At 71.3% G+C, this 21,922-nt stretch carries 26 protein-coding genes; 18 read left to right on the top strand and 8 right to left on the bottom strand.

The genetic code is table 11. The annotated features are described in order from the left end of the window. Positions 1-215 precede the first annotated feature (215 nt). From ACU6P3_RS18355 to ACU6P3_RS18335, 5 genes are all read left to right on the top strand, one after another. On the top strand, positions 216-965 hold the full coding sequence (locus ACU6P3_RS18355; RefSeq protein ID WP_447193253.1) for an LmeA family phospholipid-binding protein: 750 nt from the start codon (positions 216-218) through the stop codon (positions 963-965). A gap of 339 nt (positions 966-1,304) precedes the next feature. After that, on the top strand, positions 1,305-1,412 hold the full coding sequence (locus ACU6P3_RS18350; protein ID WP_324604758.1) for a putative leader peptide: 108 nt from the start codon (positions 1,305-1,307) through the stop codon (positions 1,410-1,412). Between the two features lie 229 nt (positions 1,413-1,641). Beyond that, a complete protein-coding gene (locus ACU6P3_RS18345; RefSeq protein ID WP_344271695.1) occupies positions 1,642-2,481 on the top strand; it encodes a sulfurtransferase in 840 nt (279 codons plus the stop codon). A 47-nt stretch (positions 2,482-2,528) separates the two neighbouring features. Beyond that, on the top strand, positions 2,529-2,816 hold the full coding sequence (locus ACU6P3_RS18340; protein ID WP_030756387.1) for a DUF1416 domain-containing protein: 288 nt from the start codon (positions 2,529-2,531) through the stop codon (positions 2,814-2,816). Between the two features lie 162 nt (positions 2,817-2,978). Then, on the top strand, positions 2,979-3,242 hold the full coding sequence (locus ACU6P3_RS18335) for a DUF3099 domain-containing protein (protein WP_030756384.1): 264 nt from the start codon (positions 2,979-2,981) through the stop codon (positions 3,240-3,242). Between the two features lie 202 nt (positions 3,243-3,444). On the opposite strand, the gene ACU6P3_RS18330 is transcribed toward ACU6P3_RS18335, so the two are convergent. Next, the gene (locus ACU6P3_RS18330; protein ID WP_030756382.1) at positions 3,445-3,816 is read right to left on the bottom strand and encodes a DsrE family protein; all 372 of its coding nucleotides are present in this window, start codon (positions 3,814-3,816) and stop codon (positions 3,445-3,447) included. A gap of 532 nt (positions 3,817-4,348) precedes the next feature. Between ACU6P3_RS18330 and ACU6P3_RS18325 the strand changes: the two genes are divergently transcribed. The 3 genes from ACU6P3_RS18325 (at position 4,349) to ygfZ (ending at position 6,618) form a co-directional block, all read left to right on the top strand. Further along, positions 4,349-4,921, top strand: a complete 573-nt coding sequence (locus tag ACU6P3_RS18325) for a heme-binding beta-barrel domain-containing protein (protein WP_447193252.1) — start codon at positions 4,349-4,351, stop codon at positions 4,919-4,921. A 148-nt stretch (positions 4,922-5,069) separates the two neighbouring features. Beyond that, a complete protein-coding gene (locus ACU6P3_RS18320; RefSeq protein ID WP_447193251.1) occupies positions 5,070-5,618 on the top strand; it encodes a Fur family transcriptional regulator in 549 nt (182 codons plus the stop codon). 10 nt (positions 5,619-5,628) lie between these two features. Continuing rightward, complete coding sequence (ygfZ, locus tag ACU6P3_RS18315) at positions 5,629-6,618, top strand: CAF17-like 4Fe-4S cluster assembly/insertion protein YgfZ (RefSeq protein ID WP_447193250.1); 990 nt, start codon at positions 5,629-5,631, stop codon at positions 6,616-6,618. A 29-nt stretch (positions 6,619-6,647) separates the two neighbouring features. Here ygfZ and dtd read toward each other — a convergent pair whose 3' ends face one another. Beyond that, positions 6,648-7,085 (bottom strand): D-aminoacyl-tRNA deacylase, encoded by a 438-nt coding sequence (dtd, locus tag ACU6P3_RS18310; protein WP_030756366.1) that lies wholly within the window; start codon positions 7,083-7,085, stop codon positions 6,648-6,650. A gap of 163 nt (positions 7,086-7,248) precedes the next feature. Here dtd and ACU6P3_RS18305 point away from each other — a divergent pair, with 163 nt between their 5' ends. Together ACU6P3_RS18305 and ACU6P3_RS18300 are read left to right on the top strand one after the other, a co-directional pair. Further along, the gene (locus tag ACU6P3_RS18305) at positions 7,249-7,917 is read left to right on the top strand and encodes an RsiG family protein (protein WP_447193249.1); all 669 of its coding nucleotides are present in this window, start codon (positions 7,249-7,251) and stop codon (positions 7,915-7,917) included. Between the two features lie 156 nt (positions 7,918-8,073). Next, positions 8,074-9,339: a GNAT family N-acetyltransferase gene (locus tag ACU6P3_RS18300; RefSeq protein WP_447193248.1), complete on the top strand. Its 1,266-nt coding sequence runs from the start codon at positions 8,074-8,076 to the stop codon at positions 9,337-9,339. Between the two features lie 47 nt (positions 9,340-9,386). Here ACU6P3_RS18300 and ACU6P3_RS18295 read toward each other — a convergent pair whose 3' ends face one another. Both ACU6P3_RS18295 and ACU6P3_RS18290 read right to left on the bottom strand, forming a co-directional pair. Beyond that, on the bottom strand, positions 9,387-10,142 hold the full coding sequence (locus tag ACU6P3_RS18295; RefSeq protein ID WP_344271719.1) for an ABC transporter permease: 756 nt from the start codon (positions 10,140-10,142) through the stop codon (positions 9,387-9,389). Beyond that, positions 10,135-11,373, bottom strand: coding sequence for an efflux ABC transporter ATPase subunit, DrrA-related (locus ACU6P3_RS18290; RefSeq protein ID WP_447193247.1), 1,239 nt, complete (start codon positions 11,371-11,373; stop codon positions 10,135-10,137). Before ACU6P3_RS18290 ends, ACU6P3_RS18295 begins: the two co-directional genes overlap by 8 nt. A gap of 201 nt (positions 11,374-11,574) precedes the next feature. Between ACU6P3_RS18290 and ACU6P3_RS18285 the strand changes: the two genes are divergently transcribed. Next, positions 11,575-12,345 (top strand): TetR/AcrR family transcriptional regulator, encoded by a 771-nt coding sequence (locus tag ACU6P3_RS18285; protein ID WP_447193246.1) that lies wholly within the window; start codon positions 11,575-11,577, stop codon positions 12,343-12,345. 324 nt (positions 12,346-12,669) lie between these two features. Continuing rightward, the gene (locus tag ACU6P3_RS18280; RefSeq protein WP_447197947.1) at positions 12,670-14,055 is read left to right on the top strand and encodes a PP2C family protein-serine/threonine phosphatase; all 1,386 of its coding nucleotides are present in this window, start codon (positions 12,670-12,672) and stop codon (positions 14,053-14,055) included. Positions 14,056-14,150: 95 nt separating this feature from the next. Here ACU6P3_RS18280 and ACU6P3_RS18275 read toward each other — a convergent pair whose 3' ends face one another. The 4 genes from ACU6P3_RS18275 to ACU6P3_RS18260 all read right to left on the bottom strand — a co-directional run bounded on the left by ACU6P3_RS18275 (position 14,151) and on the right by ACU6P3_RS18260 (position 16,304). Next, positions 14,151-14,489: a DUF2516 family protein gene (locus ACU6P3_RS18275; protein ID WP_447197946.1), complete on the bottom strand. Its 339-nt coding sequence runs from the start codon at positions 14,487-14,489 to the stop codon at positions 14,151-14,153. A gap of 245 nt (positions 14,490-14,734) precedes the next feature. After that, on the bottom strand, positions 14,735-15,361 hold the full coding sequence (locus ACU6P3_RS18270) for a hypothetical protein (RefSeq protein ID WP_447193245.1): 627 nt from the start codon (positions 15,359-15,361) through the stop codon (positions 14,735-14,737). A gap of 19 nt (positions 15,362-15,380) precedes the next feature. After that, complete coding sequence (locus ACU6P3_RS18265) at positions 15,381-15,920, bottom strand: helix-turn-helix domain-containing protein (RefSeq protein WP_447193244.1); 540 nt, start codon at positions 15,918-15,920, stop codon at positions 15,381-15,383. 129 nt (positions 15,921-16,049) lie between these two features. Beyond that, positions 16,050-16,304: a hypothetical protein gene (locus ACU6P3_RS18260; RefSeq protein WP_447193243.1), complete on the bottom strand. Its 255-nt coding sequence runs from the start codon at positions 16,302-16,304 to the stop codon at positions 16,050-16,052. Positions 16,305-16,598: 294 nt separating this feature from the next. Here ACU6P3_RS18260 and ACU6P3_RS18255 point away from each other — a divergent pair, with 294 nt between their 5' ends. From ACU6P3_RS18255 to phzG, 6 genes are all read left to right on the top strand, one after another. Beyond that, a complete protein-coding gene (locus ACU6P3_RS18255; RefSeq protein WP_447193242.1) occupies positions 16,599-17,012 on the top strand; it encodes a YybH family protein in 414 nt (137 codons plus the stop codon). A 201-nt stretch (positions 17,013-17,213) separates the two neighbouring features. Next, on the top strand, positions 17,214-18,422 hold the full coding sequence (locus ACU6P3_RS18250; RefSeq protein ID WP_447193241.1) for a 3-deoxy-7-phosphoheptulonate synthase: 1,209 nt from the start codon (positions 17,214-17,216) through the stop codon (positions 18,420-18,422). After that, positions 18,410-19,033 carry an isochorismatase family protein gene (locus tag ACU6P3_RS18245; protein WP_447193240.1) on the top strand — a complete coding sequence of 208 codons (624 nt, stop codon included), beginning with the start codon at positions 18,410-18,412 and terminating at the stop codon, positions 19,031-19,033. The genes ACU6P3_RS18250 and ACU6P3_RS18245 overlap by 13 nt, the downstream gene beginning before the upstream one ends. Next, the gene (locus tag ACU6P3_RS18240) at positions 19,030-20,934 is read left to right on the top strand and encodes an anthranilate synthase family protein (protein WP_447193239.1); all 1,905 of its coding nucleotides are present in this window, start codon (positions 19,030-19,032) and stop codon (positions 20,932-20,934) included. The genes ACU6P3_RS18245 and ACU6P3_RS18240 overlap by 4 nt, the downstream gene beginning before the upstream one ends. Then, complete coding sequence (locus ACU6P3_RS18235; RefSeq protein ID WP_447193238.1) at positions 20,931-21,278, top strand: hypothetical protein; 348 nt, start codon at positions 20,931-20,933, stop codon at positions 21,276-21,278. The genes ACU6P3_RS18240 and ACU6P3_RS18235 overlap by 4 nt, the downstream gene beginning before the upstream one ends. Further along, positions 21,275-21,895 (top strand): phenazine biosynthesis FMN-dependent oxidase PhzG, encoded by a 621-nt coding sequence (gene phzG / locus ACU6P3_RS18230; protein WP_447193237.1) that lies wholly within the window; start codon positions 21,275-21,277, stop codon positions 21,893-21,895. The genes ACU6P3_RS18235 and phzG overlap by 4 nt, the downstream gene beginning before the upstream one ends. The last annotated feature ends 27 nt before the right edge of the window (positions 21,896-21,922 follow it).

Here is a 21,922-nt window from a genome sequence, read left to right as displayed (position 1 = left end):
GTCCGACGAGCCCGGCGGACGCCCACACGTTCGCCGGGAACCGTACGTCCCCGGCGAACGTCGGTCTTTCCGGTACAAGCGGTTCCAGTCGGCGTACGCTCACGGTCGATCCACTTCGGACATCCGCGGAAAACGAACAGCCAGGAACGAAACGGCCCAACAGCCCGACGGCCCGACGGCCCAAGACCAGGAACCACCACGGGAGACACCGGTCCATGCGCGCACTGCGAATACTGCTGATACTCGTCGTGATCCTGGGCGGCCTGTTCACCGCCGCCGACCGCGCGGCGGTGAACTTCGTCGAGGGCGAGATCGCCGACCGCGTCAAGTCGAGTCAGGGCCTGAGCTCGACCCCCGAGGTCTCCATCAAGGGCTTCCCGTTCCTCACCCAGGTACTGGCGACCTCGCTGGACGAGGTGGACATCAGCCTCGACGGCGTCAGCGCGTCGGCGGACGGCCACGCGGTCCAGGTGACGGAGGTCAAGGCCGAACTCAAGGACGTCAAGTTCAACAGCAGCTTCTCCGCCGCGACGGCCGCGCGGGCCACCGGCTCCGCCCACATCTCCTACGCGGACCTCGCGAAGTCCGCGCCGAAGGGCTCCACCATCGGCTACGCGGGCGCCGAACGGGCCGCCAAGGGCCAGGTCAAGCTGACCGGCCGACTGACCGACGTCCTGGAAGGCGCGGGCGTCTCGGTCCCGGACGCCGTCAAGGCGCTGCTCGGAGACAAAACGGCGAGCGCGTACAGCACGGTGTCGCTGGTGAACGGCGACACCGTCCGGCTGCGCTCCGCCGACCTCCCCACGGTGCCGATCCCCGGCCTGGAGGACCAGATCCGCGACGCCGTCGACTACGACCTCAAGATCGACGGTCTGCCGTCCACCATCAAGCTGGACCAGGTCACGGCGACGGAGGACGGCCTGCGCTTCTCGGGCGCGGGAACGGACGTCTCCCTGGCGGGCTGACCGCCCCCGGTTCGGACGAACCGTACGCCGACGGGGACCCGGTGGCCGACGCGGACGAACCGCCCGGCCGCACCGCCCACGGCCGCACCGTCCCCGGCCGCACGTACCGCCCCCGCCCGGACGCGGCGCGGTTCGGGGCGTCCCCGGCGGCGGGCAGCCGGATCGTGAGACGCCGGTGTCCGCTCCGTAGATGCGCAGCGGCCGACGCGGGCCCGCCCGGGCGCGCGCCGCCCCGCCCCGCCCGTACGGCGACGACCATGTCTCGCATAACGGACGATGGCGTCTCATCATGCGAGGCACCGGTGACACGGCGACCAGGACGTCCCTACGATCGGACCCATGCAGTGCTTCATCAGCGGTCTCCGGCAGCGGGGACAGGCGGACCTCACCAAGCGGCGGGCAGTAGACCTGTGCCGCGTGGCCGCCATGCTCTGTCGCACCGTCTGAGCGGGACCGTACGCGTCCCGCGTTCCCCGTCGGCCCTCATTCCGATTCCGCGGCCCTTCGAATTCGAGCACGTACCACGGCACACGCCGCACGGCTCGGGGCCGCACGGCGGGCCGCGTCCGCCCCGTACGCGGGGCCGCGCACAGGGCCACACCCCGTGCCCGGAGGCCACCGCCCGCCCCCACCCGCCCGCAGCATCCCGCCGCACACTGCCCCGGAGGAGAACAGCATGAGCCGCAGCGACGTCCTGGTAGACGCCGACTGGGTCGAGGCCCACATCGACGACCCCAAGGTGGTCGTCGTCGAGGTCGACGAGGACACCTCCGCGTACGACAAGAACCACATCAAGAACGCCGTGAAGATCGACTGGAAGCAGGACCTCCAGGACCCCGTCCGGCGTGACTTCGTCGACCAGGAGGGCTTCGAGAAGCTCCTGTCGGCCAAGGGCATCGCCAACGACGACACGGTCGTCCTCTACGGCGGCAACAACAACTGGTTCGCGTCCTACGCCTACTGGTACTTCAAGCTGTACGGCCACGAGTCGGTCAAGCTCCTCGACGGCGGCCGCAAGAAGTGGGAGCTGGACTCCCGCGACCTGGTCGAGGCCGTCCCGGAGCGCCCCGCCACCGCGTACAAGGCCAAGCCGCAGGACACCTCGATCCGCGCCTTCCGCGACGACGCCGTCGCCGCGATCGGCACGAAGAACCTGGTCGACGTGCGGTCCCCCGACGAGTTCAGCGGCAAGCTGCTCGCTCCCGCGCACCTGCCGCAGGAGCAGTCGCAGCGTCCGGGCCACATCCCCACCGCCCGCAACATCCCGTGGTCCAAGAACGCCAACGACGACGGCACGTTCAAGTCGGACGACGAGCTCAAGGCCCTGTACGAGGCCGAGCGGATCGACCTGGCCAAGGACACCGTCGCCTACTGCCGGATCGGTGAGCGCTCGGCGCTGACCTGGTTCGTCCTGCACGAGCTGCTCGGCATCGAGAACGTCAAGAACTACGACGGTTCGTGGACCGAGTACGGCTCGCTCGTCGGCGTGCCGATCGAGCTCGGCGCCAACAAGTAAGCGCCACCGAATAAGCAAGCCCCGACCGACCTGAAGGACTGAAGAGTATGTGTGGAGCACAGGCCGGCGGCCCCGACGCTTCGACGATCAAGCCCGGTGAGACCACCATCCAGGGTTCCGTGACCCGTGACGGACAGCCCGTCACCGGCTACGTGCGCCTGCTGGACTCGACCGGCGAGTTCACGGCGGAGGTCCCGACCTCGGCGACCGGACAGTTCCGCTTCTACGCGGCCGAGGGCACGTGGACGGTGCGCGCTCTCGTGCCCGGCGGCACGGCGGACCGTACCGTCGTCGCGCGGACCGGCGGGCTCTCGGAGGTCGCGATCGCGGTCTGAGCCACGCCGCGCACGCCGCGCAGGCAGTACGAGAGGGCCGCGCCCCCGGGTTGGACGCCACTGGGATCGGGGTGCGGCCCTTTCGCGCGTGCCTTCCGTCCGCGCCCGTCGACGCCCGTTCACGCTCCCGCCCGCGCGGCCCGGCGGTACTACGCTGGAAGCATGTACGCGCGACGCCGTCGCCGGTACTTCCTGCTGATGAGCGGATGTCTGGTCCTCTTCATCTCCGCATGGACCTTCGTACGGATGTGGTCGGTACCAGCAGCCGTCGTCCTCTGTGTCGTCGCCATGGTGATCCCGCCGATCGCGGCCATGGTCGGCAACACGCGCGACAAGGACGACCGCTGGTGGGACGACCCGTCGGGGGACCCGCAGTCCGACGAGTGGTGGGACGAGCTGGACGGCAAGGACAAGAACCGGCGTTAGGCCCTGTCCGCCGGCGGGCGCGAGCCGTCGGCCGGGCCGAGGCCGACGAGGACGGGCACGGAGCGTGAAGACGCGGGTGCCGTCGCGGGAGGGGCTGTGCCAGTGCCGGCGGGCCGTCGTCAACTGCGGCGTGCCGTGGTCCGGAGACCGGGAACACGTCGGCGGACGCGGAGACCGGCTCAGGCGGGGCGGCGGGCCCGCGTCAGTAGACGAGGGCTTGGACGCCGTCCGCCATGACCTCGCTCACGAACACCTGCGCCCCGGCGATCCGTACCCCTTCCAGGACGTCCGCTTCCGCGATGTCCCGCCTGGCCGCGCACTGGGTGCACAGCGTGATACGGCCGGTCGCCCGGATCGACTCGATCAGGTCCGGCAGCGGCGCCGCGTGCGGCAGCTCGAACTCCGCGGCCCGGCCCGGCAGCGCGAACCACGCGGACTCGCCCGTCAGCCACAGCGAGACCTCCACCCCGCTGGCGGCGGCGACCGCCGCGACCGTGAACGCCTGGGAGCAGCGTTCCGGGGCGTCGGCCCCGGCGGTCACCTTGATCACGAGTTTCTTCGCGGAGGAGTCCATACGCCGAACTCTAATCCGCGCCGGTCCGCAGCGGTCCACGCCCGTCCCCGGCCCGGTACCGGCCGTGTGCCACCGCACCTCGTCAGGGCTCGCGACGGGCGCCCGAACACCACCCATTAGGCTGGAGGCCGGCCCTGCCGTACCCGGCCCGTACCGATCGACCCGCTCAACCGAGGAGCACCCCGTGCTTGAGGCTTTCTTCTCCGCCCTGCTGGTCCTCGTCTGCGTCGGCGTGCTCGCCTTCGCCGGCCTGACCGTGAAGAAGCTGTACCAGGGCCAGCGCTAGGGCGTGTTTCGAAAGTAGCGCCGTCCGCCCGTAGGGCGGGGCTCGCGGCGTCTGGTGCGTGCGATCGCAAGGCGGAGGATCGGCGTCGTCGATGGACCGGACGTACTTGGACGACTCCGACAACGCAGCGAGCGTGCGTGCCAGGCGTCGCGAGCCAGGCGGGACTTTCGAAACACGCCCTAGCGCCGGGCTCCCCCACCACTCACCACTCGCCGCACGCCTACAGACAGATCGCTTGAGCTGCTCATGATCGAGATTCCGTCCGACCTGCACCCGGACCTCGTCCCCCTCGCCTTCCTCCTCGGCAACTGGGAAGGCGTCGGCGTCTTCGACTTCCCCGGTGAGGAGAAGGCCAATTTCGGCCAGGAAGTCACCTTCAGCCATGACGGCCGGGACTTCGTCGAATACGTCTCGCACACCTGGGCGCTCGACGCGGAGGGCAAGAAGGTCAGGCCGATCGAGTCCGAGGCGGGCTACTGGCGGATCGACAAGGACCGCAAGGTCGAGGTCGTCATGGTGCGCGACCAGGGCGTCGTGGAGGTCTGGTACGGCGAGCTGGCCGACCAGAAGCCGCAGATCGACCTGGCGACGGACGCCGTGGCCCGCACGGCCGCCTCGGGGCCGTACAGCGGTGGCAAGCGGCTCTACGGGTACGTCAAGGGCGACCTGATGTGGGTGGGCGAGAAGGCCACCCCGGAGGTCGAGCTGCGCCCGTACATGTCGGCGCACCTGAAGAAGGTCGTCACCCCGGACGAGGTCGCGGCCTGGGCCAAGGACCTCGGTGACCTCCCGGACGACGGCATCGCGTTCTTCAAGTGACGGTCCGGGCCGTCCGGTGACGAACCCGTCCGTCCGGTGACGGCCCTCTCCGTCGAATGACGGCCGGGGCGGGTGACAGCCGCGAGCCTCGGGAGTGAGGCGGCCGACACGGTCCGTCGTCCCGGCCGCGCCTGCCTACACTGGGGGCGTGGTGAGCACCGACTGGAAGAGCGATCTGCGGCAACGCGGTTACCGGCTGACACCCCAGCGCCAGCTTGTCCTCGAAGCCGTCGACACGCTGGAGCACGCGACACCCGACGACATCCTCGGCGAGGTGCGCAGAACGGCCTCCGGGGTGAACATCTCCACCGTCTACCGGACGCTGGAGCTCCTGGAGGAACTGGGCCTCGTCTCGCACGCCCACCTGGGGCACGGCGCGCCCACGTACCACCTGGCCGACCGCCACCACCACCTCCACCTGGTCTGCCGGGACTGTACGGAGGTCATCGAGGCGGACGTCGAGGTCGCCGCGGACTTCACCGCCAAGCTGCGCGCGGACTTCGGCTTCGACACGGACATGAAGCACTTCGCGATCTTCGGTCGCTGCGGTTCGTGCACGTTGAGATCGTCGGGCGAGTCGGCCGTGCCGGGCGAGTCGGCCGTGCCGGGCGGGTCAGCCGTGCCGGGCGGGTCGGACACGTCGGGCACGCCCGGTGCGGCGGACGCGCACCGGACAGCGAATCCCCAGCAGTCGTAGGCTGATCACCATGCAGCCACAGCAGCGACACTCCACCATCAGCCCTCTGCTCTCCCTGCCCGGAGCCGTTCCGGCCGAGGGCGTGGACGAAGGCGTCGCGGCGCACTACGGCGACCTCTTCCGGGAACAGCGCGCCCTCGCCGACGGCACGGGGCTGGTCGACCTCTCGCACCGCGGTGTCGTCACCGTCACCGGCGAGGACCGGCTCAGCTGGCTGCATCTGCTGCTCACCCAGCACGTCAGCGAGCTGCCCGTGGGACAGGCCACGGAGGCACTGATCCTCTCCGCGCACGGCCACATCGAGCACGCGCTCTACCTCGTGGACGACGGCGAGACGGTCTGGGCGCACGTAGAGCCGGGCACGCGCGAGGCGCTGATCGCGTACCTGGAGTCGATGAAGTTCTTCTACCGGGTCGAGATCGCGGACCGCACGGACGACATCGCGGTGGTCCACCTGCCGGCCGGCTCCATCGCCGAGGTGCCCGAGGGCGTGGTCGTACGGGAGACCGCGCACGGCCGGGACCTGTTCCTGCCCCGGGCCGAGCTGGAGCCGTACGCCGCCGGGCACGGCCCGCTCGCCGGGATCCTGGCGTACGAGGCCCTGCGCGTGGAGGGCCACCGGCCCCGGGTCCGCTTCGAGACGGACCACCGGACCATTCCGCACGAGCTGGGCCTGATCGGCACCGCCGTGCACCTGCAGAAGGGCTGCTACCGGGGCCAGGAGACCGTGGCCCGCGTCCACAACCTGGGGAAACCGCCGCGCCGGCTGGTCTTCCTGCACCTGGACGGCAGCGAGGTGCACCTGCCCGGGCACGGCGCGCCGGTGCGGCTCGCGGCGGACGGTGCCGAGGGGCGCCAGCTGGGCTTCGTGACCACCTCGGCCCGCCACCACGAGCTGGGACCGATCGCGCTGGCACTGGTCAAGCGCAACGTGCCGGTGGACGCGCCGCTCCTCGTGGAGGAGACGGCGGCGTCACAGGAGGTCGTGGTCGAGCCTTAAGGCGGTCGAGCCTTGAGAAGGCGGGGCGGTCACATCTCCAGTTGAACGGTGAACGGGCCGTGATTGGTGAGCGTGAGGCGCATGTCCGCGCCGAACCGGCCCGTTTCCACCCGCGCCCCCAGCGCGCGCAGGCACGCCACCACCTCGTCCACCAGCGGTTCGGCCACCGGACCCGGGGCCGCCGCGTTCCAGGTGGGGCGGCGGCCCTTGCGGGCGTCCCCGTAGAGAGTGAACTGGGAGACGACCAGGAGCGGGGCGTTCACCTCCGAACAGGACTTCTCGCCCTCCAGCATCCGTATCGACCAGAGCTTCCTGGCCAGCCGGGCCGCCTGCTCCTTGGTGTCCTCGTGGGTGACCCCCACCAGCACACACAGGCCCTCCCCCGTGAACTCCCCCACCGTCTCGGTCCCGGACCCGGTCACGACGGCGACGCTCGCGCCGTCGACTCTCTGCACCACTGCACGCATACAGACCAACCTATCCGGGTCCGAACGGGTGCAGACCGGCAGCATATGCGGCGGCATGAGTGGCACGATGCACGGAGGCGGTGCGTGCGCGCACCGGTCGAGGGTGGGGTTCCCAGCGGACCGAGGGATGGGGTTCCCAGCTGAGTGAGGGGAAGTACGCGCGATGAGCACACCTGGCGCCGGGCAGCCGCCCGGTTCCGTACCGACGACGCCCCGTCCGGCCGGGGGGAGTCCCACGACCCGCGGTACCGGCAGTGGCCCGGCGGGGGGCGGCGCCGAGACCGACGGCGGCAGCGGCGGGCCGCGGCCCCCCGTCCAGCGGGCCGACGGCCCCGACTCGCTGCCCGCGCCCCGGCCGTACGACGTCACCGTGCTGCACCTGCCGGAACTGCGCGCGCTGCGCCGGGACTCCCAGCGCGACGAGGCCGACCTGAGCTACCTGCGCCGGCTGCTCCAGGGCCGCATCGACATCCTGCGCGCCGAACTGGCCCGCCGTACCGCGCCCGAGACCCCGGTGGTCGACCGGCTCTCCGAGATCCTGACCGACACCCCTTCGCGGCACCGCAGCTCGGCGCGCCACGTGACGCTGTCCACCCCGCGCCGGGAGGAGTACCGGGTGCTGGCGGCCGAGACGCTCGCGGAGGTGGAGCTGTCGGACCTGGACGCGCGTACGGACGAGGAACTGAACGCGGCGATGGGCAGACTGATCCGCAACGAACAGCAACTGTCCAAACGTCGCCAGCAGTTGCAGCGCACGACCGACAACTGCACGGCCGAGATCGCCCGCCGGTACCGTGAGGGCGAGGCGCAGGTGGAGGACCTGCTGCTGTGAGGGCGTACACGCGCTCACGCCGCGCCGGACACACATCGGGTCGGAAGACCGGCGGCGCACCGGGAAGGCCGGACGGCGCTCGGGAGGACCGGGCGGCGCTCCGGAAGCGGCTAAAAGCACGCGACATTCCCGCAGGGCACGCCTAGCGTGAGCCCCATGAGCCTTGAGATCCGTCATGTCACCGCGTCCGAGTTCACCGACTGGGCGCGGGCTCTCGACACCGGATTCCTGCGCCCGCCCACGAGTTCGGACGAAGTCGTGGCGAGCCGGCTCGCCGACGCCGATCTCGCCCGTACCCAAGGCGCGTTCGACGGCGGGCGCTGCGTCGGGACCTTCCGCTCCTTCGCCCAGGAGCTGACGGTGCCCGGCGGTGCGGTGCTCGCGGCCGACGCGATCTCGAACGTCTCCGTGACCGCCACCCACCGCAGGCGCGGCCTGCTGAGCCGGATGATGGCCACCGACCTGGCCGCGGCCAGGGAGCGCGGCGACGTCGTCGCCACGCTGATCGCGGCCGAGTACCCGATCTACGGCCGGTACGGCTTCGGGCCCGCCGCCGCGATCACCGAGTGGGAGATCGACGTGCCCCGTTCGGGCCGGGACCCGCGCTGGTCGGGACCGGCGGGCGGCGGCTCGATCGAGCTGGTCGACGCGGCGGACGTACGCAAGCTCGGGCCCGACCTGCACGACCGCTTCCGGCGGAACCAGCCCGGAGCGATCTCCCGCCCCGAGCGGTGGTGGCGGCTGGAGACGGGCGAGGAGCCGAGTCCCTTTCCCCGGACGGAGCCGTACTTCGCGGTGTACCGCGCCGGGTCCGGCGAGGTGGAGGGCCTCGTCCGGTACACCGCCGATTCACACTGGGGCGACCGCAAGCAGCCGCTGAACACCCTGACGGTGGCCAACCTGATCGCGCTGAACCCGACGGCGGAGCGCGCGCTGTGGGAGTTCGTCTGGTCGGTCGACTGGATCACGACCGTCAGGACGGGCTACCGGGCGCCGGACGACCTGCTGCCGGAATTCCTGCCGGATCCGCGGGCGGCGCGGGTGGTGACCAGCGCGGATTTCCTGTGGGTGCGGATCCTGGACACGGTACGGGCACTGGAGGCGCGCACGTACGCGGTGCCGGGCACACTGGTGCTGGAGGTCCACGACGCGGCGGGGCTCGCGGGCGGCCGGTTCCGCCTGGAGACCGCGGCGGCGGACGCGGCCGGTGCCGGCGCGTGTGCGGCGACGTGCGCGCCGACCACCGAAAGCGCCGACATCACGCTGGACGTACGGGAGTTGGCTTCGCTGCACCTGGGCGACGCGTCGGCGGTACGGCTGGCGGCCCTGGGGGCGCTGGCGGAGGAGCGGCCGGGCGCGGCGGCGTTCGCGGACACGTTGTTCCGCACGGCCCGCCGCCCGTGGTGCCCGGACATTTTCTGACGGGCGGGCAGGCGGGCGGCGGGCCGAAGCCGTACGGCACGGACACGTCAGGCCGTACGCCGCCGGAACAGCACCCCCGACAGCGCCAGTGACACCACCAGCAGCCCGGCGCACCAGCCGAGGGCGATCCACGGCGCCGAGCCCACGGACTGGCCGAGGAGCAGTCCGCGCAGGGACTCGATCACGGGCGTGACCGGCTGGTGCTCGGCGAAGCCGTGCAGCCAGCTCGGCATGGTGTCGATCGGGACGAACGCGCTGCTCGGGTACGGCAGGAACATCACGAAGAAGGTGAATCCCCCGGCCGCCTCCGGTGTCCTGGCCAGCAGACCGGCCACGGCCGAGAGCCAGGACACGGCCGTGATGAAGGCGATCAGAACACCCGCCGCCGCGAGGGCGGCCCCGGGGCTCGTGTCGGGGCGGAAGCCGATCAGGAAGGCGACGCCGAGCACGAGCGTGGTGGAGATGAGGTTACGGACGACGCTCGCGGCGACGTGCCCGGCGAGGACCGGCGCACCGCCGATGTCGAGCGACCGGAACCGGTCGATGATGCCGCCCTTCATGTCGTCGCTGACGCTGACGGCGGTGGTGGAGGAGCCGAAACCGGCGCAGAGGATGAGGACGCCGGGGACGACGTACGTCACGTAGCGGGTGCCGGTGTCGATGGCTCCGCCGAAGAAGTAGACGAAGAGCAGCATCAGGATCACCGGCAGCAGCATCGCGGTGATGACGGCGTCGACGTTGCGCCGGCTGAGCCGGAGGCCGCGGCCGGCGAGGGCGGTGGAGTGGGCGAGAAGCTCAGACACGGGCGGCCTCCTTGCCGTCGTCGGCGGTGGTGGCGGGGGCGGCGGTGGTGTCGGTGCTGTCGGCGCTCCCACTCGTGCTCGTGGCGGCCTGTCCCGTACCGCCCACTCCCGTACCGGCCCCTCCCGTGAGTGCGAGGAAGACGTCGTCGAGCGTGGCGCTGTGGAGGGTGAAGCGGGTCACGTCCGTGCGGTGCGGGTCGACCTCGTCCAGCAGGGCCCGTACCTCGGCGGCTGTGCCGTCGGTCGGGAGCCCGACGGTCAGGGTCTCGGCGCTGTGGTGGACGGCCCGGGGTGCGAGGCGGCGGTAGGCGGCCTCGTCGGCCAGTACGAGATCGAGGCGGTGGCCCGCGACCCGGGTCTTCAGCTCGTCGGCGGTGCCCTCGGCGACCAGCCTGCCGCGGTCGAGCACGGCGATCCGGTCCGCCAGCTGATCGGCCTCCTCCAGGTACTGGGTGGTGAGGAAGACGGTGACGCCCCGCGCGGAGAGCCCCCGTACGACCTGCCACAGCTCCTGCCGGCTGCGCGGATCGAGCCCGGTCGTCGGTTCGTCCAGGAAGACGACCTCCGGCTCGCCGACCAGCCCGGCGGCGAGGTCGAGGCGGCGGCGCATGCCGCCGGAGTACGTGCCGGCCAGGCGGCGGGAGGCGGCGGTGAGCTGGAAGGTGTCGAGGAGTTCGGCGGCCCGGCGCTTGGCGTCCGCGCGCGAGAGGCCGCTGAGGCGGGCCATCATCCGGAGGTTCTCCTCGCCGGTCTGTTTCTCGTCGACCGCCGCGAACTGCCCGGTCAGGCTGATGGCCCGGCGCACCCGGCGCCGTTCGGTGACGACGTCGTGGCCGGCGACGCGGGCGGTGCCGCGGTCGGCGGTGGTGAGCGTGGCGAGGATGCGTACGGCCGTGGTCTTGCCCGCGCCGTTGGGGCCGAGGAGGGCGAAGACGGTCCCGCGGGACACGCGCAGGTCGATCCCGCACAGGACGGTCGTGCGCCGGGACGTCTGTCCGGCCGCCTGCCCAGCGCCCCGACCGGCCGCCCGACCAGCGCCCTGCCCAGCTTCCTGCCCGGCCGTCTGACCGGCCGCCCGGACGGTCGCCCGCTCCCCGGCCTCCACCTCCCCGTTGCCTCCGCCCCTCCCCTTCCCGGCTTTGCCGAGAAGCCTTCTGTCTGGTTTTCCGTAAGCCTTTTCGAGGCCGGTGGCCTCGATGGCCAGGCCGTCGGCGACCGTGTGCGGACTCATGCCCCCTCCTTATGCCGTGCCAGTGCCGCCGTACGCAGCGCGACAGCACGGCCCACGACTACTGCGTATCCCATACGCGCTACAGCGTAAGGCTTACGCATTAATAGGATGAGCGTCAAGCAAGACAGGTGAGACCGGGCAAGCGCGGCTGTGGAGCACGGTTCGGAACACAGGCGTCGAGAGGAGCGGGGCGATGACGCGATGACGGGCAAGAACGGTGACGCGGGGCTGCCCGCGGGCATCGAGGCCGCCTGGGGACTGCGCGAACGCCCGGGAAAGGGCCCGAAGCCGGGCCTCAGCCTGGAGAAGATCGTCGAAGCGGCGGTCGCCGTCGCCGCGGCGGAGGGCCTGGGCGCGGTCTCGATGGGACGGGTCGCCAAGGAGCTGGGCGCCTCGACCATGTCGCTCTACCGGTACGTCGGCGCCAAGGACGAGCTGTACCTCCTGATGCAGGAGGCCGCCATCGGCGCACCCCCGGACCCGCCGGCGCCGGGCACGGGGTGGCGCGAGGCCCTGAGCCGGTGGGCATGGGCGCAACGGGAGGCGTACCACCGCCACCTGTGGTCGGTCCACATCCCCGTCACGGGCCCGCCCGCGACGCCCAACACGGTCGCGTGGTGGGAACAGGGCATAACAGCCCTGGACGGTACCGGCCTGGACGACGGCACCAGACTGTCGGTGATCCTGCTGGTCAACAGTTTCGTACGGCACGAGGCGATGCTGTCGGCCGACCTGGAGACCGCGATCACGGCGAGCGGCGCGTCGGCGCACCAGGTCATGACCAACTACACCACCACGCTCCGCCGCCTCGCGGACCCGGCCCGCTACCCGTCGGTCGCCCGGGTACTGGACTCGGACATCATGTTCCAACCCGACAGCCCGGCCCAGGACTTCATCTTCGGCCTGGAGTGCGTGCTGGACGGGGTGGACGCGCTGATCCGCAGGCGGGCGGACGCACCGTGCCGGGAGTGACCCGAGTAACGGATGAGGCAGCAGCCGTCGCGTGTTGAGGGAGAACGGTGGCGCTGTTCACCGCAGAGCACGCGTCACACACCGAGGTGTGACGCAGCCCACGACCGGCGCAGCACGAAGTTCCCTCGTACGTGATGTTTGTCATGGCCGACGGTGCCCGAAAAACGCCATATGCGGGGGCTGATGCGGCATATGACGATGGCTCGTCATCGCCATGGCATTCCACTTGAACCGCCGCTGACGCTATGGTCCCCGTCTGGTGGTGCGTCGATCGTCGCTCCACCGCGCCCTCGGGGGGAGGGAAGGAAACCCAGACCGATGCACGTGCCTGTACCCGTACCGCGGCAGCGCACAAGCCCCACAGACTGCACCGGCTCCCCGGAGCCGACCAGGCCGACCGGCCCTGCCGGAACGACCGGCCCTGCCAATGCGACCGGAGCGACCGGAGCAGCCGTATCCACCGGACCGACCGGTTCGGCCGCGCCTCCCCGTGCCGCCGGACCGGCCGCGCCGTCGGCCACCGCGACGCCCGCGAAGGGCGGCGACCTGATCGTCCTCGTGATCGACGAGGACCCGTCGGCCACGTTCACCGCCTCGGAGCTGCCCGAGACGGCGGGCACGCGTGTCCGCATCCGTACCGCGCGCAACCTCACCGAGGCCGAGCGGCTGCTCACGGACGACATCCACTGCGTCCTCGTGGACCTGGGCCTGCCGGGCGCGGACGACGGCGACGAGCTCGCCCCTCTCAAGCACGTCCTGCGGCTCGCGCCGCGCCATGCCGTCCTCGCCCTGGCGGCCGAGGGCGACGCGGAGCGGGCGGCGGCGGCCGTACGGGTCGGGGCACAGGACTACCTGTTCCGCGACGAACTGGACGTGCGGCTGCTGAGCAGGGCGATCCAGTACGCCGTCGAGCGCAAGCGCGCGGACGTGGCACAGCGGCAGCTCACCGAGTCCCGGCTGCGCGCCCAGGAGAACGCCCGGCTGGAGCGCGGGCTGCTGCCCACGCCCCTGCTCCAGGGCTCGGACCTGCGGTTCGCGGCCCGCTACCGGCCGGGCCGCTCGCGGGCGCTGCTCGGGGGTGACTTCTACGACACGGTCCGTACGCCCGACGGCACGGTTCACGCCATGATCGGCGACGTCTCCGGCCATGGCCCCGACGAGGCCGCGCTGGGCGTGGAACTGCGGATCGCCTGGCGCGCGCTGACGCTGGCGGGACTCTGCGGTGATCAGCTGCTCTCCACGCTCCAGCAGGTGCTGGAGCACGAGCGGGAGAGCGAGGAGATCTTCGCGACGCTCTGCACGGTCGACATCGCACCGGACGGCCGGCGGGCCGGGATCTGCCTGGCCGGCCACCCGTCACCGCTGGTCACCCACCGGGGCCGGGCCAAACAGCTGATCCCGAACGAGGAGGGCGGCCCGGCGCTGGGGCTGCTGTCGCGCGCCCGGTGGCCGCGCCGCCACGTCGAGCTGGGCGGCGCGTGGGGTCTGATGATGTACACGGACGGCCTGATCGAGGGCCGGACCGGCCCCGGCGCCTCCGAACGGCTCGGCCAGGAGGGCATGCTCGACATGATCAATGGTCGGCTGGCGGAGGGCCTGAGCGGCGACGACCTGCTGGAGGCGGCGGTCACGCAGGCGCAGGAGCTGAACGGCGGCGAGCTGAACGACGACGTGGCGGTGCTGTTGCTGGGGCGGGACAGCGGGGTCTGAGCGGTACGGGCCACGGGGCCCGAGGGGCGTCGGCGCGCGTGCCGGGGGCGGGGCCGCCACGCGCGCCGGGTCCGGGCCGGCGCCCGCCCGTACAGTCAGCGTCCGCCGTTGTACGGTCCGTAAGGGCCGTCGCTGCTGGAACCGCCCCGGCGCCCCCTGCCGCCGCCGGACACCTGCTGGATCGCGGGCCGCACGTCGACGAAGAAGACGATCGTCGCGACCAACCCGGCGATCTGGAGGAAGAGCATCGGCACCAGGAGGTTCACCGCGACCGTGACCCCCAGGATGATCAGCCAGAACGTCTTGGTCTGCTTGTCCGCGGCCCGGTACGCGTCGTCACGGGCGATCGCCGAGAGGAACAGCGCGACGACGGCGAGGACGAGCATGGCCAGGTTGAGCAGCCACAGGAACGTTCCGAACGCCGAGAGCAACATACTGAGCACCGCCTAAAAATGGATGAAACGCCTAGCGGACCGACCGCAAAGGTAACCGAAGAACGGGCCGGACACCGCTGTGGTGCCCGGCCCGAGCTGTTCCTACCCGCGTATTCCCCGCGCGTGACCACCGGCGCGTGATCCCTGTCTCGTGGATCACGCGTGATCGCCACCCTGATCGCCGCGTGAATCGCGCGCCCCCGCGCGCCCGGTTCCCCGGACCGGCCGGGGCGCCCGCGCCACCGTTACTTGGCGGAGGACGGCGGGGTGCTCTTCTTCGCCGTGCTCTTGCGCGCGGCGGGCTTCTTGGCGGTCGCCGGCTTGGCGGCGCCCGTCGCGGGCTCGGTCTTCACGGGCTCGGTCTTCACGGGCTCGGTCTTCACTGGCTCGGTCTTCACGGGCTCCGGCTTCGCGGAGGTCTCGGGCTCGACGGCGACGGCGATCTCGGTGATCTCGTCGGCGGCCTCACCGCGCCAGGACCGTACGGTCTGCTCGCCGCGCTCGGCGACCTTCTCGTACGTCTCCCGGGCCTTGACCGCGTACTCGGCGGCCACGCCCACACCACGCAGCGCGACGTGCTGGGCGGTCTCGCCCAGCTTCTTCAGATCGGTGTCCAGTGCCCCGATCACCTCGTTGAACTTGGCCTGCACGGTCGCCTGAGCCTCCTTGGCCTGACCGGCGACCCGGTCCTGGACGGCCTTGGGGTCCGAGTTCCGTACGGCCTCGATGCGCGACGGCGCCTCGACCCGCAGCTGCTCGATCAGCTCGGGCACCTTCTTGGCCTGCTCGACGACGAGGTCGGCGGCGCCGGCCGCGAAGTAGAGCGGCTTCGGGTCGGTGAGATTCTTGCGCAGGTCATCGGTGATGGCCATGACTGTGGGTCCTCCTGGATCAGAGTGAGGGTGGGATGGCGGCACCGTCGCCGGCCCGCCCGCCGGCCGCCCGGCCCCCGTCGCCGTCCGCACCGGCGACGGGTTCCGTGGCACCGGCCGGGGGTTCCGCGGCCGCGGCGTCCTCCGTACGGCCTTCCGCTCGCACGCCCCCGCCGGGGGCCGGCGCGGCACCGTCGGCGGTGCCGTCCGCGGCCGACGCGTTCTCCTTGCGGAAGGAGTCGTAGATCTGGAGCAGCACCTGCTTCTGCCGCTCGTTGATGGAGGGGTCGGCGAGGATGACGGCCCGCGTCTCCAGCTCCTCCCGCTCCCGCTCATCCAGGATCCCGGCCTGCACGTACAGCGTCTCGGCGGAGATCCGCAGCGCCTTGGCCAGCTGCTGGAGGATGTCCGCGCTCGGCTTGCGCAGGCCGCGCTCGATCTGGCTGAGATACGGATTGGACACCCCGGCCGCATCGGCGAGCTGCCGCAACGACAACTGCGCGGTGCGCCGCTGCTCGCGCAGGTACTCGCCGAGGTTGCCGACGTTGAGTGATGCCATGGCCCCATGGTGCGCCAGCTTGCTAACTATTGCAAGCGACTGCTTGCAATAGTTTCTGGAGCAGCCATCGAGGCGACGGCGGCCTCGCCGCACGGCCGGGCACGCGACCAAGGTCGCGAATTGACGTGCTCACGCCATAGCGGTGGCGCCGCCGCAATCCGGCGAATTCAGAATTCCGGCCTCCGGATTTCGAAGCTCCTGCTTTCCGACCACCCCGGCCCCGCCATCCGGGCCCTGCCGGACGGCGCTCCGGAAACTGCGATATCCGCAGGTCTCCGCGATGCGGCCGGCGTTCCACTTCAACACCTGGGACAGATGGAATAACGGAACGACATCCTCTACATTTTCGGAAGGGTTGACAGGGATCGGTTCAGAATGTTGCATGACGTCATCAACGGGGCGGGGTGGCAAACGGGGGCCATTCGGTACGGCCGACGCCATAGTGGCGTTCTATCAGCCTGCTGCCATCTCCATTTTCGGGGGGATGCCATGAGCAGAATCAAGCTCACGCTGTCGATCGCGGCATCGGCCATTGTGTTCACGGCCGCGAGCATCGCAGGCCCTACTTTCATCCAGACCGATACGGCGAACGCGTCGGCGGCTACGAGTGAGTCACCTGCTGCCGCGAGGCCGGCGGATGCCGGCCGGACAAAGAACCCTCCGCACACACCGGCCGAGTTGCTGCAACTCCTGGGCGAGCGGATCAAAGCCAAGGACGTGGACGGCATCCTCGCTCTCCACGAGCCGGACGCGGCGCTCGTCAACTACGACGGGACGCTCGTCAGGGGCCACGCGGAAATCCGAGCGTTCTACATCGATTGGTTCAAGGCGGATCCGGTGCTCACCGTCAATCCTCGCCAGACCGTGGAGGCGGGCGGGGCGCACGGAAGCGGTGACCGCATGGCGGCCATCATGGGTGACTACACCCTGGAGCAGAACAGGCCGGACGGCACCCGGGAGCGCTTCACCGGGAATTTCTGCGACACCGTGCGTCAGCATTCGGACGGCAGGTGGCTGTACGTCCAGGACAATCCGTACCCGCCCCACGGCGGCGGAACATCGGCCCGCCGCGGAAAGCCGTCCCATCACTGATCCGACTGTCCGGGCAGTCTTCGTATTCATTGCGCTCCGCCGACTTGTCCGTGCGTCGGCCATAAATCCGCCGCGCCCACAATCACGTATTCCGGGGCGCCGCCCGGCGCCCTGTTGGATTTCGCCATGGGCTATTGGCAGCGGGCGAGCGGTCCATGCGCGGACAGCAGGCTGCCGACGCGCCCGATGTTTGGAGAACGCTTGAACGTCACCTCGTTGGAAATCGCGCGGGCCCCGGTCGCGCGACAGCAGCCCGAGTGGGAGGACCCGGCTCAGGTCGAGCATGTCCGGGATGTGCTGGCGGCCCTTCCTCCGCTCGTGGAGGCCGAGTCGCTGACCGGGCTCCGGGGGTTGCTCGCCGAAGTCGCCGCCGGGCACGCGCAGGTGGTGCAGGCGGGCGACTGCGCGGAGGATCCCGCGGAATGCACCGCGGCGGACGCGGAACGGAAGGCGAACCTCCTCGACGTACTCGCCGGCGTCATGCACGCGACCACCCATCAGCGGGTGGTGCGGGTCGGCCGGATCGCGGGCCAGTACGCCAAACCCCGTTCGGCGCACACCGAGTTGGCCGGCGGCGTCGAGATCCCGGTCTACCGAGGTCACATGGTGAACGGTCCGGAGCCGGACCCGGAAGCACGGCGACCCGACCCCCGACGCCTGCTGGCCGGCTACCGTGCGGCGAGCCGGCTCATGGCCAACCTCTGTCCGACGCCGCGGGCGCGCCTGGCCCCGGCCGTCTGGACCAGCCACGAGGCTCTGCTGCTCGACTACGAGATCCCGATGCTGCGACCGGACCGGGAGGGCCGGCTCGCCCTCACTTCGACACACTGGCCCTGGATCGGCGAGCGGACCCGCCAGCTCGAGGGAGCCCACGTCGCGCTGCTGGCCCAGGTGGTGAACCCCGTGGCGTGCAAGGTCGGACCGCGGATGACGGTCACCGAGCTGCTCGGGGTGTGCGCGCGGCTCGACCCCGGGAAGGAACCGGGACGCCTCACCCTGATCGCCCGGATGGGCGCCGATGCGGCGTCGGATCTGCTGCCGCCGTTGGTCCGGGCCGTACGCTCCGCCGGGCACCCGGTGGTCTGGCTGGTCGACCCCATGCACGGGAACACCGTGACCACCGCCGACGGACGCAAGACCCGAGTCGTGGAGACGATCGTCCGCGAGGTCACGGCCTTCCAGACCGCCGTACGCGCGGCCGGCGGAACACCGGGCGGAATCCACCTGGAGACCACTCCCGACCCGGTGACCGAATGCGCCGACACCGCCGACGACATCGACCGGATCGGTGACAAGTACACGACGCTGTGCGACCCGCGGCTCAATCCGCGCCAGGCGGTGTCCGTGGTGTCGGCCTGGCGGACGCAGACGATGACGAACCGAGCGAAGGAAGAACCGTGGCGGGCTTAGCCCCGATCCCAGCGTACTCACTGCCGACAGCGGCTGAACTGCCCACCAGCACGGCCCAGTGGACACCCGCCCCGAGCCGCGCGGCCCTGCTCGTCCACGACATGCAGCGGTACTTCCTCGCGCCCTTCCCCCCGGCGGTGCGCGACCCGCTCGTGCGCCACTGCGCGGACCTGCGGGAGCGGTGCGCCGAACTCGATGTCCCGGTGTTCTACACCGCGCAACCCGGGGGCATGACGGACGAGGACCGCGGCCTGCTCAAGGACTTCTGGGGTCCGGGCATGAGGGTGGACCCCGCCGACCGTCGGATCGTCACGGAGCTCGCACCCCGGCCGGCGGACCTGGTGCTCACCAAGTGGCGCTACAGCGCGTTCTTCCGCTCGGACCTGCTGGCGCGGCTGCGTGCCCAGGGCCGCGACCAGCTGATCGTCTGCGGGGTGTACGCACACGTCGGTGTGCTGGCGACAGCCCTGGAGGCGTTCACCAACGACATCCAGACGTTCCTGGTCGCCGACGCCCTCGGCGACTTCTCCGCCGACCACCACCGGCTGGCCCTCGACTACGCGGCCGCTCGCTGCTCGGTGGTCACCACCACCGAGGAGGTCTTCCGATGAACTCGACGCGGTTGCTCGCGCGCGTGCTCGGCCCCGATCCGGGTGCCTTCGCCCTGCTGCACCGCCCCGAGACCGTGGGCCCGGGCAGTGTGGAGATCCTGCTGGGCCAGGTCAGCACCCCGGCCCGGCTCGCCGACATCCCGGTGGCCGACCGGACCGGGCGGCCCGGAGAGGCCAGGCACGAGACGCTGGTCCTGGTGCCCCACCGGCAGATCACCGAGCGCGGCTTCGCAGCCGCCGAGGACGGCTCGCCCCTGCTCGCGATGTCGGTGACCGAACAGGGGCGGATCAGCACGGCCGAAGCGCTGAGTGCCTTGCCGGACGAGCCGATCGCCCTGACCGGCGGGCGCTTCGACACCGACGACGCGGCCTACGCGGACACGGTCCGCGCCGTGCTCGAGAACGAGATAGGCACCGGAGAGGGCTCGAACTTCGTCATCAAGCGCTCGTTCGTCGCCGGCATCACCGGATACTCGACGCGCAGCGCACTGAGCCTGTTCCGCCGGCTGCTCACCCGGGAGAGCGGCGCCTACTGGACCTTCCTCGTGCACACCGGCACGCGGACCTTCGTCGGTGCCACACCGGAGCGCCACGTCAGCCTGCGCGACGGCGTCGCGGCGATGACCCCGATCAGCGGCACCTACCGCTACCCGGCCACGGGGCCGGTCCTGTCGGAGGTCATCGAGTTCCTCTCCGACGGCAAGGAGACCGACGAGCTGTACATGGTCCTCGACGAGGAACTCAAGATGATGGCCCGGGTCTGCCGGGGCGGCGGCCGCGTGACGGGGCCGTTCCTGCGGGAGATGGCCTGGCTCGCGCACACCGAGTACACCATCGAGGGGCACAGCGACCTCGATCCCCGGGACATCCTGCGGGAGACGATGTTCGCCCCCACCGTGACCGGCAGCCCGCTCGAGAACGCCTGCCGGGTGATCGCCCGCCACGAGCCCCGCGGCCGCGGGTACTACGGGGGCGTCGCGGCCCTGATCGGCCGTGCGGCCGACGGCACGCGCACCCTGGACTCGGCCATCCTCATCCGTACCGCCGACATCCGGACCCAGGACGCCGACGACACCGGTCACGTCGAGGTCGGCGTGGGCGCGACCCTGGTCCGGCACTCCGACCCCGACGCCGAGGTCGCCGAGACCCGCACCAAGGCCGCGGGTGTGCTCGCGGCGCTGGGTGCCGACGGGCGGCTCGACGCGCACCCGCTGATCCAGGGGGCGCTGGGCACGCGCAACGAGACGCTCGCGAACTTCTGGCTCAGCGAGGCCGGGAAGCGCGCGCGGCCCCATCCGGTACTGGACGGCCGCCGGGTGCTGGTCGTCGACGCCGAGGACACCTTCAGCGCGATGCTGGCCCACCAGCTGCGCGCCATCGGCCTGACCGTGGAACTCAGCGGCTTCGACGCGTCCCACCGCCTCGACGAACACGACCTCGTCGTCATGGGCCCGGGCCCCGGCGACCCGCGGGAGACCGGCCACCCCAGGATGGCCCGGCTCACCTCGGTCATCGAGGAGTTGCTGTCCCGGCGCATCCCCTTCCTCGCCGTCTGCCTGAGCCATCAGTTGCTCTGCCGGCACCTCGGGCTCGAACTGCGGCGCCGGGACGTCCCGAACCAGGGCACCCAGCGCGAGATCGACCTGTTCGGCTCGCGCGAACGCGTGGGGTTCTACAACTCCTACTCGGCCCGCGCGCGAACCGGCCGGCTGGAGTGCCCCGGTGTGGGCGAGGTGGAGGTCTGCCGCGACGCCGGCACGGGCGAGGTGCACGCCCTGCGCGGCCCGCGCTTCGGCTCGGTGCAGTTCCACCTCGAGTCCGTGCTCACCCAGGACAGCGAGCGCGTCCTGGCCGAGCTGCTCGTACCGCTGATGGAGACCGCGGAGGTACTGAACGCATGAAAGCCACCATTTCCTGGTGGGACCTCACCGGGTCCGGCCAGACCATCGACTCCTTGCGCGTGTACCTGCGCGACGAGGGCGTGGATCCGTGGACGGAGATCCGCGGAATGCGGTTGAAGTTCTGGATCTCCGACCGGGAGACCAACCGCTGGGGCGCCGTCATGCTGTGGGATTCCGACGCCGACCTGACGGCACCGATGCCGCCGAACCGGGCCACCGAGCTCATCGGACACCCGCCGGCCGTCCGGATGATGTCCGACGTCGAGGCCGTCGTCGAAGGGGCCCACTCCGGCCGGCTGGTCGAACGCGGACTGGCCTTCGAACCGGTGGGGAAGTCGTCGTGAGCGCGTCGGCCCGGCCCCGGACCGCCGAAGGGTTCACCGCCCCGCCCGCCGAACCGATGGAGCTGCTCCGGGCCTGGTTCGACAGCGCGGTCGCGGACGCCGTCCGCGAGCCGGGCGCGCTGGCGCTGGCCACCGTCGACGCCCGCGGCCACGCCTCCAACCGGATCGTCCAGGTGCTCAAGGTCCGCACGACGGGTCTGGTGTTCGCCAGCCACGCCGACAGCCGCAAGGGCCGGGACCTGGCCGGCACCGGCTGGGCGGCCGGGGTCTTCTACTGGCGCGAGGCCGGCCGCCAGGTGAGCGTGAGCGGCCCGGCCCGTCCGCTGCCCGACGAGGAGTCCGAGGCCCTGTGGGCGGCCCGGCCCGTCGGCACGCACCCGATGTCGGTGGCGGCGCACCAGAGCGCGCCGCTGCTGGACGAGGACGCGCTGCGGGAGAAGGCCAGGGAACTGGGCCGGGGCGGCTCGGCGCTGCCCCGCCCCGACCGTTGGCTGGGCTACCTGCTGGAGCCGGCGTCGGTGGAGTTCTGGCAGGCCGACCCGGAGGACCGGTTGCACCAGAGGCTGCGTTACGAGCGCGACGGTTCCGGCTGGCGTACGGGCCGGCTCCAACCCTGACCGCGCTCCGGACCGTGAACTCGACAG

Source organism: Streptomyces hebeiensis (genome assembly GCF_052983195.1).
The sequence above is the reverse complement of the archived record's forward strand: the minus strand, read 5'-3'. Positions and strand labels throughout refer to the sequence as shown.

What these genes read in the sequence shown, in the direction of transcription:
- ACU6P3_RS18355 (WP_447193253.1), top strand. Translation starts at nt 216, where the DNA reads ATGCGCGCACTGCGAATACTGCTGATACTCGTCGTGATCCTGGGCGGC.
- ACU6P3_RS18350 (WP_324604758.1), top strand. Translation starts at nt 1,305, where the DNA reads ATGCAGTGCTTCATCAGCGGTCTCCGGCAGCGGGGACAGGCGGACCTC.
- ACU6P3_RS18345 (WP_344271695.1), top strand. Translation starts at nt 1,642, where the DNA reads ATGAGCCGCAGCGACGTCCTGGTAGACGCCGACTGGGTCGAGGCCCAC.
- ACU6P3_RS18340 (WP_030756387.1), top strand. Translation starts at nt 2,529, where the DNA reads ATGTGTGGAGCACAGGCCGGCGGCCCCGACGCTTCGACGATCAAGCCC.
- ACU6P3_RS18335 (WP_030756384.1), top strand. Translation starts at nt 2,979, where the DNA reads ATGTACGCGCGACGCCGTCGCCGGTACTTCCTGCTGATGAGCGGATGT.
- ACU6P3_RS18330 (WP_030756382.1), bottom strand. Translation starts at nt 3,816, where the DNA reads ATGGACTCCTCCGCGAAGAAACTCGTGATCAAGGTGACCGCCGGGGCC.
- ACU6P3_RS18325 (WP_447193252.1), top strand. Translation starts at nt 4,349, where the DNA reads ATGATCGAGATTCCGTCCGACCTGCACCCGGACCTCGTCCCCCTCGCC.
- ygfZ (WP_447193250.1), top strand. Translation starts at nt 5,629, where the DNA reads ATGCAGCCACAGCAGCGACACTCCACCATCAGCCCTCTGCTCTCCCTG.
- dtd (WP_030756366.1), bottom strand. Translation starts at nt 7,085, where the DNA reads ATGCGTGCAGTGGTGCAGAGAGTCGACGGCGCGAGCGTCGCCGTCGTG.
- ACU6P3_RS18305 (WP_447193249.1), top strand. Translation starts at nt 7,249, where the DNA reads ATGAGCACACCTGGCGCCGGGCAGCCGCCCGGTTCCGTACCGACGACG.
- ACU6P3_RS18300 (WP_447193248.1), top strand. Translation starts at nt 8,074, where the DNA reads ATGAGCCTTGAGATCCGTCATGTCACCGCGTCCGAGTTCACCGACTGG.
- ACU6P3_RS18290 (WP_447193247.1), bottom strand. Translation starts at nt 11,373, where the DNA reads ATGAGTCCGCACACGGTCGCCGACGGCCTGGCCATCGAGGCCACCGGC.
- ACU6P3_RS18285 (WP_447193246.1), top strand. Translation starts at nt 11,575, where the DNA reads ATGACGGGCAAGAACGGTGACGCGGGGCTGCCCGCGGGCATCGAGGCC.
- ACU6P3_RS18275 (WP_447197946.1), bottom strand. Translation starts at nt 14,489, where the DNA reads ATGTTGCTCTCGGCGTTCGGAACGTTCCTGTGGCTGCTCAACCTGGCC.
- ACU6P3_RS18270 (WP_447193245.1), bottom strand. Translation starts at nt 15,361, where the DNA reads ATGGCCATCACCGATGACCTGCGCAAGAATCTCACCGACCCGAAGCCG.
- ACU6P3_RS18265 (WP_447193244.1), bottom strand. Translation starts at nt 15,920, where the DNA reads ATGGCATCACTCAACGTCGGCAACCTCGGCGAGTACCTGCGCGAGCAG.
- ACU6P3_RS18260 (WP_447193243.1), bottom strand. Translation starts at nt 16,304, where the DNA reads ATGCAACATTCTGAACCGATCCCTGTCAACCCTTCCGAAAATGTAGAG.
- ACU6P3_RS18240 (WP_447193239.1), top strand. Translation starts at nt 19,030, where the DNA reads ATGAACTCGACGCGGTTGCTCGCGCGCGTGCTCGGCCCCGATCCGGGT.
- ACU6P3_RS18235 (WP_447193238.1), top strand. Translation starts at nt 20,931, where the DNA reads ATGAAAGCCACCATTTCCTGGTGGGACCTCACCGGGTCCGGCCAGACC.